General features: G+C 55.4%; 9 protein-coding genes. 6 read left to right on the top strand and 3 right to left on the bottom strand.

Annotated features, from left to right (window positions below; genetic code table 11):
* Positions 1 to 3,993, bottom strand: coding sequence for a PAS domain-containing protein (locus NP590_RS08940; protein ID WP_256602012.1), 3,993 nt, complete (start codon positions 3,991 to 3,993; stop codon positions 1 to 3).
* 66 nt (positions 3,994 to 4,059) lie between these two features.
* Entirely contained in the window at positions 4,060 to 5,046 is a 987-nt protein-coding gene (gene epmB / locus NP590_RS08935) for an EF-P beta-lysylation protein EpmB (RefSeq protein WP_256602011.1), read from the bottom strand.
* Positions 5,047 to 5,240: 194 nt separating this feature from the next.
* Between epmB and efp the strand changes: the two genes are divergently transcribed.
* The 5 genes from efp to NP590_RS08910 all read left to right on the top strand — a co-directional run bounded on the left by efp (position 5,241) and on the right by NP590_RS08910 (position 12,753).
* On the top strand, positions 5,241 to 5,810 hold the full coding sequence (gene efp / locus NP590_RS08930; RefSeq protein ID WP_256602010.1) for an elongation factor P: 570 nt from the start codon (positions 5,241 to 5,243) through the stop codon (positions 5,808 to 5,810).
* Entirely contained in the window at positions 5,810 to 6,781 is a 972-nt protein-coding gene (gene epmA / locus NP590_RS08925; protein WP_256602008.1) for an EF-P lysine aminoacylase EpmA, read from the top strand. The genes efp and epmA overlap by 1 nt, the downstream gene beginning before the upstream one ends.
* Positions 6,782 to 6,960: 179 nt before the next feature.
* On the top strand, positions 6,961 to 7,890 hold the full coding sequence (locus NP590_RS08920; RefSeq protein WP_256602007.1) for a ZIP family metal transporter: 930 nt from the start codon (positions 6,961 to 6,963) through the stop codon (positions 7,888 to 7,890).
* A gap of 80 nt (positions 7,891 to 7,970) precedes the next feature.
* Positions 7,971 to 8,627 (top strand): TMEM165/GDT1 family protein, encoded by a 657-nt coding sequence (locus NP590_RS08915; protein ID WP_256602006.1) that lies wholly within the window; start codon positions 7,971 to 7,973, stop codon positions 8,625 to 8,627.
* A 25-nt stretch (positions 8,628 to 8,652) separates the two neighbouring features.
* Positions 8,653 to 12,753, top strand: a complete 4,101-nt coding sequence (locus NP590_RS08910) for an EAL domain-containing protein (RefSeq protein WP_256602004.1) — start codon at positions 8,653 to 8,655, stop codon at positions 12,751 to 12,753.
* A gap of 142 nt (positions 12,754 to 12,895) precedes the next feature.
* Here the strand turns inward: NP590_RS08910 and rnd are convergent, their stop codons facing one another.
* Positions 12,896 to 14,050, bottom strand: a complete 1,155-nt coding sequence (rnd, locus tag NP590_RS08905; protein WP_256602003.1) for a ribonuclease D — start codon at positions 14,048 to 14,050, stop codon at positions 12,896 to 12,898.
* A gap of 203 nt (positions 14,051 to 14,253) precedes the next feature.
* Here rnd and NP590_RS08900 point away from each other — a divergent pair, with 203 nt between their 5' ends.
* Positions 14,254 to 16,584: a TonB-dependent receptor gene (locus tag NP590_RS08900; RefSeq protein WP_256602002.1), complete on the top strand. Its 2,331-nt coding sequence runs from the start codon at positions 14,254 to 14,256 to the stop codon at positions 16,582 to 16,584.
* The last annotated feature ends 53 nt before the right edge of the window (positions 16,585 to 16,637 follow it).

Raw genomic sequence — 16,637 nt, 5'->3', positions numbered from 1 at the left:
TTACCTATCCGGGGAATCCAACAGTGATTTTATGGCTGAAGCGGCATCGATAAAATGATAGTTCGCTATTTGTTTTCGGATCGAAATTAACTCATCCGTCAGGATTTTGTCTTGAACGCCGGCCAACAGAAAATCCAGTTGTTTATCGGCGTCCGAATCAAAGGCTTGCAACTTCTCCAGCAAGACCGTCAGATGGTGTCGGGTTTCGTTTTGGGAAAACCCCCGGATGTGTTTGAATTCAGGCTCAAGAGGCGGAATGGTGCTTTGTATGCTGTTGACGATGCGTTCCAGCTCTTGCGTGGTCAGGCTGATGAGTTTGCTCATGCTGGGTGTATTCTGAATGTTAGAATCCCGCCCGGCAAGCAATTCTTCCAGCCGTTGCAAATGGCCCCGTAGCGAGGTGGCACCCAGCGAGCCTGCCAACCCTTTAAGGGTGTGGACCGAATGCCGCGCCGACGACAGATTCCCCTCTGTGGTCAGGGCCCGCGCTACTTCATGCATGCTGTCGGCGTGATTTTCCGCGAATTTGCGTAATATTTTGCGATAGACGGTTTTGTCGCCCGCGGTATGTTGCAAACCCAAATCGCTGTTTATTCCGTAAAGAAAGGGAATGTTCTCTGCGGACTCGGGCGAATCCGCCGCGGGCTCATCCCCAAGGTTTTGCGGCTTGATCCATTTTGTCAATGCGGCATACAGAGTGGCCGGTAAAATCGGCTTGCCGATAAAATCGTCCATGCCCGCTTCCAGGCACTTGTTTCGGTCGACGCTCATCACATTGGCCGTCATGGCGATTACCGGCAACGTTGCGCAGTCCGGTTGTCGGCGCAGCATGCGGGTGGCTTCATAGCCGTCCATGACCGGCATTTGTACATCCATCAAGACGCAGTGGTATTTTGTTTGTTTAAGTTTCAGCAGGGCGATCTCGCCGTTCTCGGCCGTATCCACTTGCAAGTGTGCTTGCGTCAACAATTCGATGGCGACTATGCGGTTGACTTCGTTGTCTTCGACCAACAAAATCCGGGCGCCGCGAATACAATTTAGTTGCCGGGTATCGATGTTGGCGCGGTGGCCTGAATGGCGCGGGCTGTCGATATCGCTTAAGCCCAGGGTGACGGTAAAACTGAAGCGGGAACCCATCCCCGCCTGACTTTTAACGCTGATATCGCCGCCCATCTGTTCCACCAATTGCTTGCTGATCACCAAGCCCAAACCCGTGCCGCCGTATGTGCGGGTTACACTGCTATCGCCCTGGCTGAATGCCTTGAACAAGCGGGTTTGTTGTTGTTCGGTCATGCCGATGCCGGTGTCGGAGATGTCGAATTCCAGCGTGATATGTTGGTTTGCGCGCGCGATTTCCCTAAAGGAAACTTCGATTTGCCCGTGTTCGGTGAATTTGATGGCGTTGCCTATCAGGTTGATCAGAACCTGCCGCAAGCGTTGCGGGTCGCCCACCACCGCATGATAGTTTTGCTCGATTTGCGGCCGAATCAGTTTCAGTTGCTTGCGGCGGCATAAGTCGGTCATGGTTGAAAACACCTGATCCAGCATTTCCTCCAGAATGAAGGGCGCGGACTCGAGGTGGAGTTTGCCGGACTCCATTTTGGAGAAATCCAGAATGTCGTCTATCAGGGTGGTCAAGCCGTTGGCCGCCGTTTCGACGCGTTCCAGGTAATCGCGTTGCTTGGAACTAATATCGCTGTTCAAACATAGCTCCACCAGTCCGACAATGGCGTTCATCGGCGTGCGAATTTCGTGGCTCATGTTGGCTAAAAATTCGGATTTCACTTGGGTGGCCTTTTCCGCCTCCAACTTGGCCTCCAGCAGTCGCTGTTCGGTTTTCAGACGGTCGGTGATGTCCTGCATGGTGCCTTGAATGCCGACGGCGCGTTGGTTGTCGTCCCGAATGACCTTGCCGCTCTGGTGCACGTGGCGGATTTCGCCATTATGCAAAACGATGCGGTGCTTGAAATCAACGATGTCGTTATTGTGGGTATTTTGCAGGGCGGTTTTGAAAATGTTTCTATCGTCCGGATGCACCAATTGGGTCAGGAAACTGGCAAATGAAGGAATAAAGCTGCTTCGCTGCGTATCGGTAATGCGATACATTTCCTCCGACCAGCTGAAATGATTGTCTGCCCAGTACCAGCGCCAATCGCCGATATGGGAAATGCTTTGCGCGTCTATCAGGCGTTGCTTTTGAATGTTCAGAGCCCGCAAGGCCTGGCTTCGCTCCAGTTCCGCGAAAATCAGCGCCGCATACAGTTTGAGCATGTCCTCGGCAAATTGGGGGTCCGCCGGCGGGCGGCGATAGAGGGCGGACACAAAACCGATGACCTGCTGTTGTTCGTTCAGCAAGGGTACGCCGATGTAGGCTTCTATGCCCTGTTCCTTCAACCAGGTATCGTTGGGAAATTGTTGGCTTACACCGCAAGGATAAGTGCAAATCTTGCCATCGGCGGCATGCGCGCAAGGGGTAGTGCTTATATCGAATTCGATATTGTCGACAATGGCGCCATGCGCGCAAAGCGACAGGGTTTTACACAGCTGGCTACCTTGTTGCAGCTTTCCTATCAGAGTGAAGTCGGTGCCCAGCGCCTCGGAAGCCAATAAAGTCAGTTTGTCCAAGGTGATTTTGGCGGAGGTGTCCAGGGTGTGGGAGGCAATTTTGTGAATGGCCCGGTTTTGCGTGTGTTGTCGGGTAATGTCGGTGATCAGGCCCTGATAACCGATGATTTGGCCCTGTTCGTCACGGATGACGATTTTATGATCCTGTATCCATTTGCCGCCGCCGTTTTGGGTTTGTATCCGGTAAGGCAAATGCGCGATTTCCTGGCAAGCCGGGTCGTTGAGGCTCTCGGCCAGTTCCGTCCGGAAGGTGGGCAGATCGTCGGGATGAATCGCATTCAGATAGGCCCATTCGCCGTTTAGCAACTCTTCTATGGGGTAGCCCAGGCAATCGGCCAGATTTTCGGTGGCAAATTCTATCGGCAAGCCCTCGGCGGCACGCCATTTTAAAACCACGGAGGGACTTTGGCTGATGACCTGATAGGTGGCCTGCAAATTCTTTTCAAAGCGTTTGCGGGCGCTTATGTCCTGATGCGTGCCGCATAAACGGGTTGGCTGGCCGCTCAGCGGGTCGCTTTCCACTACCGAGCCGGAGCCCTGTATCCAGACCCAATGGCCGGCCTTGTGCCGCATGCGGAATTCGACGACGTAGGGGGTGCCGGATGCGATATGGGCCGATATCAGATCCCTTACCCGGTCATGGTCTTCGGGATGTATGCGGTGGTGCCAATCGTGGATATAGTTATCCAGCTCATCCTGCCGCAAGCCCAACATATCCAGCCAGCGCTGATTGACTTCGTGCTTGCCGCTTACATAATCCCAGTCCCAATAGCCCAGTTCCGCGCCGTCTATGACCAGCGCCAATTGTCGTTCAATTTTTTTGCCGGCGGTGATATCGAAATGCAATTGCAATACGCGGTCCGGGGCGTTGGCCGACAGCTTGCTCAAGGAAATCTGCTGCCATCTTTGTTGGGGAAAGGCGAAATCGGTCGCGGCCAATTCCCGGCCGGCGGCGATGTGTTGGCAAAGCAAGCAGTCTTGGGCCGGTGTTTGGGTAGGGTGGAACAAGTCGTGCACGGGTTGCATGATAAGGCTGGCGGGGGTTCGGTTGAGCAACTGGGCGGCCGCCGGATTGATGTCGCGGATCAGGCCCCGCCGGTCGACCAGCAGGGCCGGTTGCGGCAAACGGGTAAAACAAATGCCGGTTTCGATTTTGCCGGGGAGACTCCGGCTGGATAGGCGTATCAGCCCGCCGAGCAGAAATCCGAGTCCGGTAGCCGATAAAGCCAGATCCAACCAGGGGATTTCAGGCATGCCATGGAGTTTTTGGTAAGCACCGACCCCGATGCCCGCAACCAACAGGATGGCCGCGGCGATTAACGGTAAGCTTGAGTGAGCAGGGCGGGCCGGGGCGGATTCGGAGTCCATCCATATTCCTAATATGAGGGTAGCGACTTAAATATACCTCGAACAATGCAACCCGAGACGGATTTGTCAGCCCAAACGGATTTTATGCGCGGCTCCGGCTTGTTCCTTGACCAGTTTGGGCACCAGATAGCCGGGTAACTGTTCCCGCAGGGATTGCATCAATGACAGAGCTTGCGCTTCGGGCACCTCAAAATGCCCCAACCCGCTGGCTCGATCCAGGCAATGCAAATAATAGGGCAAAATGCCGCAATCAAACAGTTTTTCATGTAATTGAAGCAAGCTTTGGCTGTCGTCGTTAACGCCTTTTAATAATACGCTTTGGTTCAACAATGTGACGGTGTGTCGGGTCAAATCCGCGCAGGCCTTGGCGACTTCTTGACTCAGTTCGTTGGCGTGATTGGCGTGTAGCACCAGCACCACTTTTTGCGGCGTATCGCTGAAGATTTGTAATAGTTCGGCAGTGATGCGGGCCGGTAAAACCACCGGTATGCGGCTGTGGATACGGATGCGCCGGACGTGCGGAATCGCCGAAACGGCGTCCAGCAGCAGGCCAAGTTTGTCGTCGTTCAACAATAACGGGTCGCCGCCACTGAGTATCACCTCGGTGATTTCCGGACGGGCGCTTATGTAAGCCAATGCCTGTTGCAACTTTTGCCGGGATAGTTGTTGGTCGCCATAGGGAAAATGCTTGCGGAAACAGTAGCGGCAATTGACGGCGCAGCCGCCGGTGCAGATCAATAATACCCGGCCGTGATATTTATGTATCACGCCGGTTGCGGTCATGGCGTTTAAATCGCCCACCGGATCGTGACTATAACCCGGGTAAAGCACTAGTTCGTCCCGCACGGGCAGCACTTGCCTCAGCAAGGGGTCGCACGGATTGGCCTTTTCCATGCAATCGACAAACCCCCTGGGTACCCGTAATGGAAACTCCTTGTAATCGGGTAATAAAGGTAATTGGGCCGGATCAAGTTCAAGATACCGGCATAAGTCCGTTACGTTGGAAAATGCCTCGGCAAGTTGGCGTTGCCAGGGGAGGGGCAGGGTGTTCAATACGGCTCCGTTTTTAATAATTAGGTGGGTGAATCGTCCGAAAACTATCCGGCAAGCCAATGGATTGGGCGTGCCGCAAACTCGCCGCCGCGGCGCATGGTGGGATTAAAATCCGGCCAAGGGGCTATATTTGTTCGTGGGATTCGCCTTATCCATTATAATCGCCCGATTTATTTTTGTTTCATGAGGAAAAAATGGCGACTTACAGCACCAACGAGTTTAAAGGTGGTTTGAAAATCATGCTGGACAACGATCCTTGTTCGATTATCGAGAATGAGTTCGTCAAGCCCGGCAAGGGTCAGGCCTTTAATCGGGTCAAAATCCGCAACCTGAAAACCGGCCGCGTCATTGAACGCACTTTCAAGTCCGGCGATACCGTCGAAGGTGCCGATGTTGTCGACAAGGATATGCAATATTTGTATAACGATGGCGAATTTTGGCATTTCATGGTGCCGGATACTTTCGAGCAATATCAAGCCGATAAGAATGCCGTTGGCGAAACCATCAAATGGCTGAAGGAGCAGGATATGTGCATCCTGACTCTGTGGAACGATTCCCCGCTGTCCGTCACGCCGCCCAACTTCGTGGAGTTGAGCATTACCGAAACCGACCCGGGCCTGAAGGGCGATACCTCCGGCGGCGGCGGCAAACCGGCTACATTGGAAACCGGAGCCGTGGTGCGCGTGCCGCTGTTCGTGCAAATAGGCGAAATGATCCGGGTCGATACCCGTACCGGCGAGTACGTGTCCCGCGTCAAAGAATAGTGACTGCCGATTGGCGGCCCAGGGCGGACTTGCGGCAATTGCGCCAGCGCGCGCGGTTGCTGGCCGCCATTCGCGAATTTTTTGCCAAGCGCGAGGTTCTGGAGGTGGAAACCCCTTTGCTCTGTCGCGCTACCGGTACCGATCCCAATCTGGATTTTTTTTCCAGCCAGTTTCATAGCCCGCCGCAAAACCCCACGCTGTTTCTGCAAACCTCTCCGGAGTTCGCCATGAAACGCCTGTTGGCCGCCGGCAGCGGCAGCATTTACCAGATCTGCAAGGCCTTTCGCAACGGCGAGGCCGGCCGCATGCACAATCCTGAATTTACCATTTTGGAATGGTATCGGGTCGGTTTCACGCTGCCGCAATTGATGGACGAAGTCGCCGAATTGCTGCTCGGCCTTTTGGGTCCGGCGTTGCAGGTAGTGCGGACGGATTACAGGCGGTTGTTCGAGCGGCACACCGGGCTGGACGCGTTGGTTTTCGACCGGCCGGCTTACCGGCAACATGCCGAGAGTCGGGGGTATCCGGAGGCCGATGCCCTATGCGGCGGCGACCATGCCTTGTGGCTGGATTTTTTGTTCAGTCATTGTGTACAGCGCAGCATGCCGGCGGATACGATTTGTCTGCTGCATGACTATCCCGCCGTTCAGTCTTCCCTAGCTTGCCTGCATCCCGAGGATACCAGGGTGGCTCAGCGATTCGAGGTGTTTGTCAACGGCATTGAACTGGGCAACGGTTTTTTCGAACTGTCCGACGCGGACGAGCAAGAGGCCCGTTTTGATCGGGAAATAGCTCTGCGCCGCCGGCAAGCGCTGCCGGAGGTGGCGAAAGACCGTTTGTTTCTGGACGCGTTGCGATCGGGCCTGCCGGAATGCAGCGGAGTGGCGATCGGTTTGGACAGATTGTTAATGATAGCCGAGGGCCGCGGGGCGATAGCCGAAGTTCTGGCTTTTCCAATCGGCAATGCCTGAATGCCAAAGAGGCTGTAAGCGTTTGTTCGACTGAGTGCCTCGACCGGCGCGTTTGATTTTCACCCGCGATGTTCGCCACTCGCCCCATCCATGTGCGGGCGGGCGCACAAATCGCTGCCTTTGATGAGGTCTTCAGTATAATCGCCGCTTACCACAACAATAATAAATGGGGGAACCTCATGTACGGTATCGACAGCTTTTTTGAAAACCAATATTCACGCTTGCAAGCCCATCCTCGATACATGCAACTCATGGCGCTGCCAAACCCGCAACGTTGGGGGGCGATTGCCGGGCTGTTCCTCCTGAGTCAGATTGTGGTATTCGGCGGTTTGTACATCATTTTCGACAAGGTAGTGGTGGTGGGTTTTTTTGCCAGCATTCTGGCCGGCTTGGCGACAGGAGTGGGTGCGCTACCCGCCTTGTTTTTCAAGGATATTTCGGCGCGTCTGTTTAACGGCATGTTGGGCGCGGCGGCCGGCGTGATGCTGGCGGCTACCGCGTTTTCCCTGTTGGTACCAGGCATGGATTACGGCGAGCAGGTGTGGCCCGGCAAGGGATTGCTGGTGGTGTCGGTGGGTATGGTGATAGGCGCCTTATTTTTACATTTCGCCGACCAAAAGTTGCCGCATCTGCACTTCGATACTGTGGCGGATGAGAGTTTGGATTCGCTGCAAAAAATTTCCCTCTTCATCATTGCCATCACCATTCATAACTTTCCGGAGGGCATGTCGGTCGGGGTGAGCTTCGGTTCCGGCGACATGAAAAACGGGGTGATTTTGGCTGTGGCAATCGCCTTGCAAAATTTGCCGGAAGGTCTGGCTGTCGCTTTACCCTTGGTGGGCTTGGGTTACAACAAATGGAAGGCGGTTGCGCTGGCTACCCTGACCGGTCTGGTTGAGCCGGTGGGCGGTTTGCTCGGCATTACCATGGTCACCGTTTTTTCGTCGGTGTTGCCTATCGCCATGGGTTTTGCCGCCGGTGCCATGTTGTTTGTGATCAGCGAGGAAATCATTCCCGAAACCCATGCCCAGGGGCGTTCGCGCGTTGCCACGTTTTCCCTGATGGCCGGTTTTATCATCATGATGGTGCTGGACAAAATCTTGGGATGAGGTCCGCATAATATGCAAGAAGGTGCGGACAAAACGCCAATCGCGACTACTTTAAGGTTTCCTGCTGCCTCGTATTGCCCATGGACGTTTCATATCAACTAATAAGCAAACTGCTAAATCTGAATTTTGCCCAACTCGCCACGACTTCCGCGACCAGTTTTGTCTTGATAGCGGCGGCCGAGATAGGCGATAAAAGCCAGTTGGTGTGCATGACACTGGCATCGCGGCACCGCGCATCGCCGGTTATCTGGGGCGCCGTGGCGGCATTTGCCTTGTTGAACAGCTTGGCCGTGGTGTTTGGTGTTGCCATAGCCAGTTGGTTGCCGGATGTTCTGGTGGCGGCCATCGTGGCGCTGCTGTTTGCCGGGTTCGGCCTGCATGCCTTGTTGAATCATGCCGAGGACGAGGAAACGGAGGACGTGGTGGAGAAAAGCGGACACGGCATCTTCTTTACCACCTTTCTGTTGATTACCATGGCTGAATTCGGTGATAAAACCCAATTGGCGGTAGTGGCCATGAGCAGCACCGCCGTCCCCGCGGCGGTGTGGTTGGGAGCCACTCTGGCGCTTGCCTTTACCTCGGGGCTGGGAGTCTGGGCCGGCCGAACCGTGCTGCAGCGCATGCCCTTGGGTTTTCTGCATAAAATCAGCGGGATGATTTTTCTCCTGTTGGCGATGGCGGCCGCTTATCAAGCCTATACCGCCGCTTGGCCGCCCGACTGGCCGTCGCTGTTTTAACTGTCAGAGCGCCGGGGCCATCGGTATGCTTATTCCACACTATACGAGGCGGGATGTTTTGGGCATGTTGGTGATAGCCGCCGGCTACGCCTTGCTGGGAAAGTTGGTGCTGAATTACTTTTCCGCCGCCGGCAACGTTACCCTGGTCTGGTTTCCCGGCGGTATGGCGCTGGCGATATTGCTGGCGAAAGGCTTGAAACTTTGGCCCGGCGTGTTTGCCGGTGCCTTTGCCGCCGGCCTGTTGGTCGAAAATGCTTATGCGCAGTGTTTCGTGATTGCCTTGGGCAATACCTTGGAGTCGCTAAGCGCTGCCTGGCTGCTGAATCGCCATTCCAGTTTTTCCCCGCGGTTGAAACGTCCGCGCGATTTGGCGTGGCTGACCGGCGTAGGCGTGGTTTGCGCACTGGTCAGCGCCGCCATGGGGCCCGCCGCGTTATGGCTGGACGGGGCTTTCCCCGCCCAAGCCCTGCCCGGCGTGATATTTCATTGGTGGATGTCGGATGTCTTCGGCATTATTTCCACCACCCCATTTATCTTGATCTGGCGACGTTGGCCGAGCGACTGGTTCGATAGAACCCGTTTGGCGGAAACGCTTGGTTTTATCACGGTCTGCGTGTTGACGGCGCTGGTGGTGTTTCTGGATGTTTTTCAGGCGCAATTGGGCGAACTTCCGCATGGGTATTGGATGTACGCGGTCATGTTTTGGGGCGGAATTCGTTTCGGCCGCCACGGCGTGCAACTGGTGGCGGTGCTTACCGCCGTCACGGCATTGATGGGGGCGGCCCAGGGGCTGGGTTATTTCGCCCGCGACTTTGAATTGCACGGGATGTGGAATTATTGGCTGTTCCAGACCCTGCTCTGTTGGATAGGCACGGTACTGACCCTAACCTTGAATAATGAGCGCGAAATCCGCGCCAAATTGTCGGACAGCGAACAGCGTTTGCAAGCCATTATCGATGCTTCTCCCGTGGCTTATGTTTTGAACGACGACCGCGGTAACATCACGCTGTTGAACCCGGCGTTCGTCGCAACCTTCGGATACGCGCCGGTTGAAGTTCCTTCCTTGTCCGACTGGAGCCTCAAAGCCTATCCCGATCCCAAGTACCGGGCATGGGTGGAAGCGACTTGGCGGCAACGTTCGGAACAGGCCAGGCAAAGCGGCCGCCCCTTTCAAGCCTTTGAGGTGGATGTGCGCTGCCGGGACGACCAAGTCAAACATGTGTTGATCGGCGCCGGCCTGTTGGAAGGGGTGCATGCGGGCGAGCAGTTAATCACTCTTTTGGACATGACCGCACAAACCAGAGCCAGCCGGGCATTGTCGAATTCCAATATTTTATTGCAATCCATTCTGGAAACCTTGCCGCTGCGGGTGTTCTGGAAGGATACCAAGTCGCGTTACATGGGTGGCAACAGTCTGTTTGCCCGAGATGCCGGATTGGAGTCGGTGGCGGAACTGTTGGGTAAAAACGACCATGACTTGGCTTGGTGGGAGCAGGCCGCCGCTTATCAGCAGGATGACCGGCAGGTCATGCAGTCCGGGCAAGGCAAATTGAATGTGGAAGAGCCATTGACCATGGCCAGCGGCGAGACGGCGTGGTTGAGTACTTACAAACTGCCGTTGCGCAACAGCGAAGATCAGATTATCGGCGTGGTGGGCGCGTATGAAGACATCAGCATGCGCAAGCGCATAGAAGATCAATTGTTATGGCGCACGACCTTTTTGGAGGCTTTATTGGAGGCCTCTCCGGACGGTATCCTGGCGGTGGATAAGGATGGCTGCAAGTTACTGCAAAATCAGCGGGTAGCGGATTTGTGGAGCATTCCCGCCGAGATTGCGGGCGACCCCGACGACGCCGCACAGGTAGCATTCGTTAAAAACAAACTCAGCAATCCGGCCGAGTTTTTGGAGAAAGTGACTTATTTGTATGCGCATCCGGATGTCAGCTGCCGCGATGAAATCGAGCTCACGGACGGCGTGATCCTGGAGCGATATTCCGCGCCGGTCAAGGATAGGCTGGGTAGATACCATGGCCGTATCTGGCAATTTACCGACGTTACCCAAATTCGGCGCGCGCAGAGGGAGTTGCAGTTAAAGGATTATTACCAGCGAGCCCTGATGGATAATTTCCCCTTTATCCTCTGGATCAAGGACGCGGAAAGCCGCTATCAAGTGGTGAGCAAGGTGTTTACGGAATCCTACGCCGTCAGTATGGACGCGGTGATAGGCAAAACCGACTTCGAGATTTTTCCGGCCAAGTTGGCTCGGCGTTTTCGGGCCGAGGATCTGGAAATCATGCGCAGCCGCCAGCATAGATATACCGAGGAAATCGGCAAAATACTGAAACCCGCCACATGGTTCGAAGTATACAAGGCGCCGTTGCTGGATAAGGACGGCAATGTGTTGGGTACGGTCGGATATGCCCGCGACATCAATCATCGCAAGGCGGCCGAAGAGAATTTGAAGTTGGCGGCGCTGGTATTTGAAAATTGCAGCGAGGCCATGATGGTTATCGATGTCGACAACAAGGTGCTGAATGTCAATAGCGCATTTACCGAGATAACCGGGTTTGGCTGCGACGAGGTATTGGGTAGGGAGCCGGTCATTTTGGCCGCCGGAGAGCAAGATGCCTCGCTTGCCCAAGCGATGCGGCAAAGCATCGAAGCGACCGGAAACTGGCAAGGCGTCATCAAAAACCGCCGTAAAAACGGCGAATACTATATTGCCGAAATGGTCATCAATACGATTTTCGATCATGAAGGCAAGCCCCACAGGCGCGTGGCCTTGTTTTCCGATATAACCCAGCGCAAGCGTTCGGAAGAACAAATCTGGTGGCAGGCCAATTTCGATCAGTTGACCGGCATTCCGAACCGACATTTTGCCCGCGCCCAATTGGGCGAGGAAATCAAAAAAGTCCACCGCGCGCGGCGGAAGCTGGCTTTGCTGATGATAGATCTGGATAGGTTCAAGGAGGTCAATGACACCTTGGGTCATGAAGCGGGTGATCTGCTGTTGCAGCAGGCCGCCAAGCGTCTGGTGGCGTCCGTGCGCGAGTCGGATACCGTCGGCCGTCTGGGCGGCGACGAATTCGTGGTTATTTTGAGCGGCTTGGACAATGCGGAAAGTCCGGAGCAGGTGGCTAAGAAACTGCTTGAGCAATTGAGCCAGCCATTTACCTTGCGGACGGAACAAGTCTATGTTTCCGCCAGCGTCGGCATTACCCTGTACCCGGACGACGGTTTGGAAGTGAGTCAGCTACTGAAAAATGCCGATCAGGCCATGTTCGCCGCCAAGGCCAAGGGCCGCAACGGTTACAGTTTTTTTACCCACTCCATGCAGGCCGAGCTGAACGCGCGGGCGGCAATGCTGAACGATTTGCGCGGCGCCCTGGCCAGACAGGAGTTGACCCTGTTTTATCAACCCATAGTGGAACTGTCCACGCAACGTATTTATAAGGCCGAGGCCTTGTTGCGTTGGCGGCACCCGTTGCGCGGATTGATCAGTCCGTCCGAGTTCGTGCCCTTGGCCGAACAAACAGGCCTGATCAACGAAATCGGCGACTGGGTGTTTCATGTGGCCGTGGCGCAGGCCAGCCGTTGGCGGCAAATATTGCATCCGGACTTTCAGGTCAGCATCAACAAGTCGCCGATGCAGTTTTTGGACGCCCGCCATGATCCCGCCGAATGGATTGCTTATTTGCGGGCTCACGATGCGCCCGGCCAGTCGGTGGTGGTGGAGATTACCGAAGGCTTGTTGCTGGAAGCCAATAATAAAACGGCCGAGCATTTATTGGTGTTCCGGGATGCCGGGATTCAAGTGGCCATAGACGATTTCGGCACCGGCTATTCTTCGCTGTCGTATTTGCAGAAATTCGATATCGATTATTTGAAAATCGACCAGTCCTTCGTGCGTAATCTGAGCGCCGAGTCCAATGATTTCGTGTTGTGCGAGGCCATGATAGTGATGGCGCATAAACTGGGTTTGAAAGTCATCGCCGAAGGCGTGGAAACTCAGGCGCAATGCGATTTGTTGACCTCAATCGGCTGCGATTTCGGACAGGGCTACCTGTTTTCCAGGCCCATGGCGGCGGCGGATTTCGAGCAGAGCTTCAAGATAAACAGCGTTTAGGATTCCGGCCAAAGTAACGTCCGCATACTGTCCCCCCCCCTCCCCGGTTAGGGTGAGGGATATAAGTAGGGAAGTTATCAGGGGCGGAATAAGGGGGGAGTAAAGCCTATGCGGCGCCCCTGCCCCTGCCGCCAAGCTATTTTCAAGGGGCGAGCGGCACTATGGCCACCGAATCGGGAGTCAGGCTCAAACTGTACTGTCCTTGCAGCAAGCCCTGCAGTTCCTGTCCGGCCATGTTGTAACGCCAGCCGTGCAGCAGCGGACAATCCGAGTCGCCGAACAGCAGTTGTTCCAGTTCCTTGCGGGTGGCCAGAATCACCGGATTAAGCGAGTTTTGTTCGGCCCGTATCCGCACCACGGCGCTTAAAACGTCCATCACGGCTTCATGCTGCTGGGTTTTTTTGCCCGGCCGGTCTTTTTCGATCAAGGGTTTGGGCGGGCGTTGACGGGCGGCGTTGATCAACTCGCACAGCACTTTGCCGTAACGGTTGACGCTACGCTCATTGATGTTTCTGATTTTGCCCAGATCGGTCAAATTCACCGGCTGCAGTTTGGCCAGTTCCAGCAGCATATCGTCGGGGAACAGCCAGTTGCGCGGTTTGTTCTCGGATTGCGCGGTATATTCGCGCCACTCGCATAGGCTTTGCAGAATCGACAGTTGCCGACCGGTGAGTTTGTTTTTACCGCGAACTTTCAGCCAGGCGTTTTCCGGCGACAGTTGATAAAGTTCCTGATCGTTCAACAGGGCGAAGTCGCTTTTCAGCCAATCCAGGCGTCCCAGTTTTTCCAGCTGTTCGCACATCATTGTGTAGATTTTGCACAAATAAATGACGTCGTCGGCGGCGTATTGAATCTGATCCTCGCTGAGCGGGCGCTGGGTCCAGTCGGTACGGGTGTGAGCCTTGTTCAGATTGATGTTCAAAAAGCTGGAGACCAGCATGGCGTAGCCGGGATTTTCCTGAAAACCCAGCAGGGGCGCGGCGATTTGGGTATCGAAAACCGGTTCGGGAACGCGGCCGGTGATTTGAAAGAAAATTTCCAGGTCCTGGCGGCAGGAATGCAGCACCTTGACGATGGCCGGATCGTAAATGGCCGCGAATAATGGCGACAGATCGGCGATAGCCAGCGGGTCGACGCAGGCCACCCAGCCGGGCGCGGCAATTTGCAGCAAACAAAATTTAGGGTAATAGGTTTTTTCGCGCAGAAATTCGGTGTCCAGGGCAATCCAGGGCTCTTGTCGGATTTGTTCGCATAAAAGGGGTAGTTGTTCGGGGCGGTCTATATATTGAATAGTCATGAGGCCAGATAGGGAAAGGGCTTTTTAATCGATTGGCCGGCTATTTTACTCCGCCGGGGGGTAATCCGTCGGTAAATATTCCGCTTTGGCGGCATGCCGCCAAACAAAACGGCAAGGGAAAAATTCCTTTTATGGGCGAGGCCGTGGCCGTCGGCGCGGGGCCTGTTTATCATGCCCGGGTTTTAACGCTTTAAGGTAAACCCATGAACAAAGTTGCCCTGGGCCTGTTGCCCTGGTTTGCATTGCAGCCGCTGGCGGCGGCGATTGCGGCCGAAGTAACCGATAAAAAAGCCGAGACACTGGAACAAGTGGAAGTGGTCGACGTATCGCCGTTGCAGTTCGGCGCTATCGATATCAACAAAATTCCGGCCAACGTGCAGACCGTGTCGGCGGAACAGTTACAGGCCGGGCAGGCCGTGTCGTTGGCCGATTACATGAACCGCTATCTGGGCAGCGTCAATATCAACGACGCTCAAAACAACCCACTGCAGCCGGACTTACAATACCGGGGTTATAGCGCTTCGCCCTTGATGGGGGTGCCGCAAGGTATTGCGGCTTATGTGAACGGCGTGCGTTTCAACGAACCTTTCGGCGACATGGTCAACTGGGATCTGATTCCGCAAGGCGCCATAGAAAGCATGAGTTTACAGCCCGCATCCAACCCGGCCTTCGGTTTGAATGCGCTGGGCGGCTCCATCAATATCAAGACCAAGACCGGTTTCTCGGCGCCCAAACATGTGCTGGAAGTGCAGGGTGGTTCCTGGGACCGGCATACCGAAGAGCTTAGTAGCGGCTGGAACAATGGCACCTGGGGTTATTTTGCCGATTTCAGCAATTTTTCCGAGGCCGGTTGGCGCGACCACTCGCGCACCGAAGCCAAGCGCGGATTCGGTACCTTGAGCTGGCGCGGCAACGAATCCAGCCTGGATCTGCACTTCGCCGGCACCGAAAATGCGCTGCGCGGTAACGGCGCGGTACCGGAAGAATTGTTGGCTTACGGCCGGGAAAAAGTCTTTACCCATCCCGATCTGACCCGCAACCGCTTGTTCATGGTGTCCCTGGACGGCGAAACTTGGCTGAACGAGCGCAACCAGCTGTCCGCGACCGCCTATTACCGGCGTAACAAGATGAGTACCTACAACGGCGACGGTAGCGAATTCGGGGACTGCGAGGTGGGCGGGGTCGATTATTTATGCGACGGCGACGAGCCTTTGCAGGCCCTGGATGGAAGCCTGATTCCCGAAAACCCGGCCTTGGAGGGCGGTACGGTCAATACTTCCGAAACCACCCAGCAATCTTTCGGCTTTGCCCTGCAAAACGCCTTTCATCACAAAGTGTTCGGCATGAACAATCAATTGATTGCCGGCGCCAGTTACGACCACAGTACCGCGCATTACCGCGCCGATACCGAATTGGGCAGCCTGACCGCCAATCGCGGCGTGGCGGCCGGTGGCGTATTTTTATTGGACTCGCGGGTGCGCCTGAATACCGAAACCAACAATTACGGCGTGTTTCTGACCGACACCCTGTCGGTGACCGACAAACTGGATGTGACGGTTTCCGGTCGCTACAACATTACCCATCTGGAATTAAAAGACCATTTTCCGGGCGACGACCCCGATGAAAATCTGACCGGCTTTCATACTTTCAACCGCATAAACCCGGCCGCCGGCCTGACCTATGCGTTTATGCCTGAGCTGACTTTTTACGGCAATTACAGCGAATCATCCCGGGTGCCGACGCCCATGGAGTTGAGTTGCGCCGATCCGGATAACCCTTGCAAATTGCCCAATGCCTTCGTGGCCGACCCGCCCTTGGCGCAAGTGGTGGCCAATACCTGGGAAGCCGGTTTGCGCGGCGATCTGAAAAAACTGCCTTTCGAGGGGCGAGTGCATTGGAATGCCGGTTTTTTCCACGTCATCAACAACAACGATATTCTGTGGCAGGGTAACGGCGCCGTCAACGGCATGGGATATTTCGAGAATGTCGGCAAAACCCAACGGCAGGGCGCCGAGGCCGGCTTGTCGGGCTTGTTTTTCGACAATCGCTGGCGCTGGTCGGCCAATTACACCTATATCGACGCCACCTATCAAAGCCCCTTCGGCAGTCCGAACGGCGCTCATCCCGATGCGGTCGACGGCGTCACTCAGGTCCGTCCGGGCGACCGGATTCCCGGTATTCCGGCACACATCGCCAAATTCAGCACCGATGTGGATATTTTGCCGCAATGGACCTTGGGTTTCGACATGAGCTACAACAGCGGGCAGTATCTGCGCGGCGACGAGGCCAATCTACTGCCGAAAATTCCCGCTTTCGTGGTGTTCAACCTGCGTAGCGAATACCGCTTCAACGAACATGTGGCCTTGTTCGGCCGGGTCAACAACTTGTTCGATCGCGAATATGCCAACTTCGGCGCTATCGGTGAAACCGGAGAGGTACTGCAGGGGCTTGGGTTGAACGAAAACGAGAATGCTCGCTTCGTCGGTGTCGGCGCGCCGCGGGCCGCCTGGGTAGGCATACGTCTGAGCATGTAAGGTCCGGCGTTGGCGGATGCCAGAGACAGGGCCGCCGGCAAGGGAATGCCGGC

The organism is Methylomonas subterranea, assembly GCF_024505185.1.
GTDB classification, from domain to species: Bacteria; Pseudomonadota; Gammaproteobacteria; order Methylococcales; family Methylomonadaceae; genus Methylomonas; species Methylomonas subterranea.
The sequence above is the reverse complement of the archived record's forward strand: the minus strand, read 5'-3'. Positions and strand labels throughout refer to the sequence as shown.

Coding starts and splice junctions, on each gene's coding strand:
- NP590_RS08910 (WP_256602004.1), top strand. CDS start 8,653: ATGCTTATTCCACACTATACGAGGCGGGATGTTTTGGGCATGTTGGTG.
- NP590_RS08900 (WP_256602002.1), top strand. CDS start 14,254: ATGAACAAAGTTGCCCTGGGCCTGTTGCCCTGGTTTGCATTGCAGCCG.
- NP590_RS08920 (WP_256602007.1), top strand. CDS start 6,961: ATGTACGGTATCGACAGCTTTTTTGAAAACCAATATTCACGCTTGCAA.
- NP590_RS08915 (WP_256602006.1), top strand. CDS start 7,971: ATGGACGTTTCATATCAACTAATAAGCAAACTGCTAAATCTGAATTTT.
- NP590_RS08940 (WP_256602012.1), bottom strand. CDS start 3,993: ATGGACTCCGAATCCGCCCCGGCCCGCCCTGCTCACTCAAGCTTACCG.
- rnd (WP_256602003.1), bottom strand. CDS start 14,050: ATGACTATTCAATATATAGACCGCCCCGAACAACTACCCCTTTTATGC.
- efp (WP_256602010.1), top strand. CDS start 5,241: ATGGCGACTTACAGCACCAACGAGTTTAAAGGTGGTTTGAAAATCATG.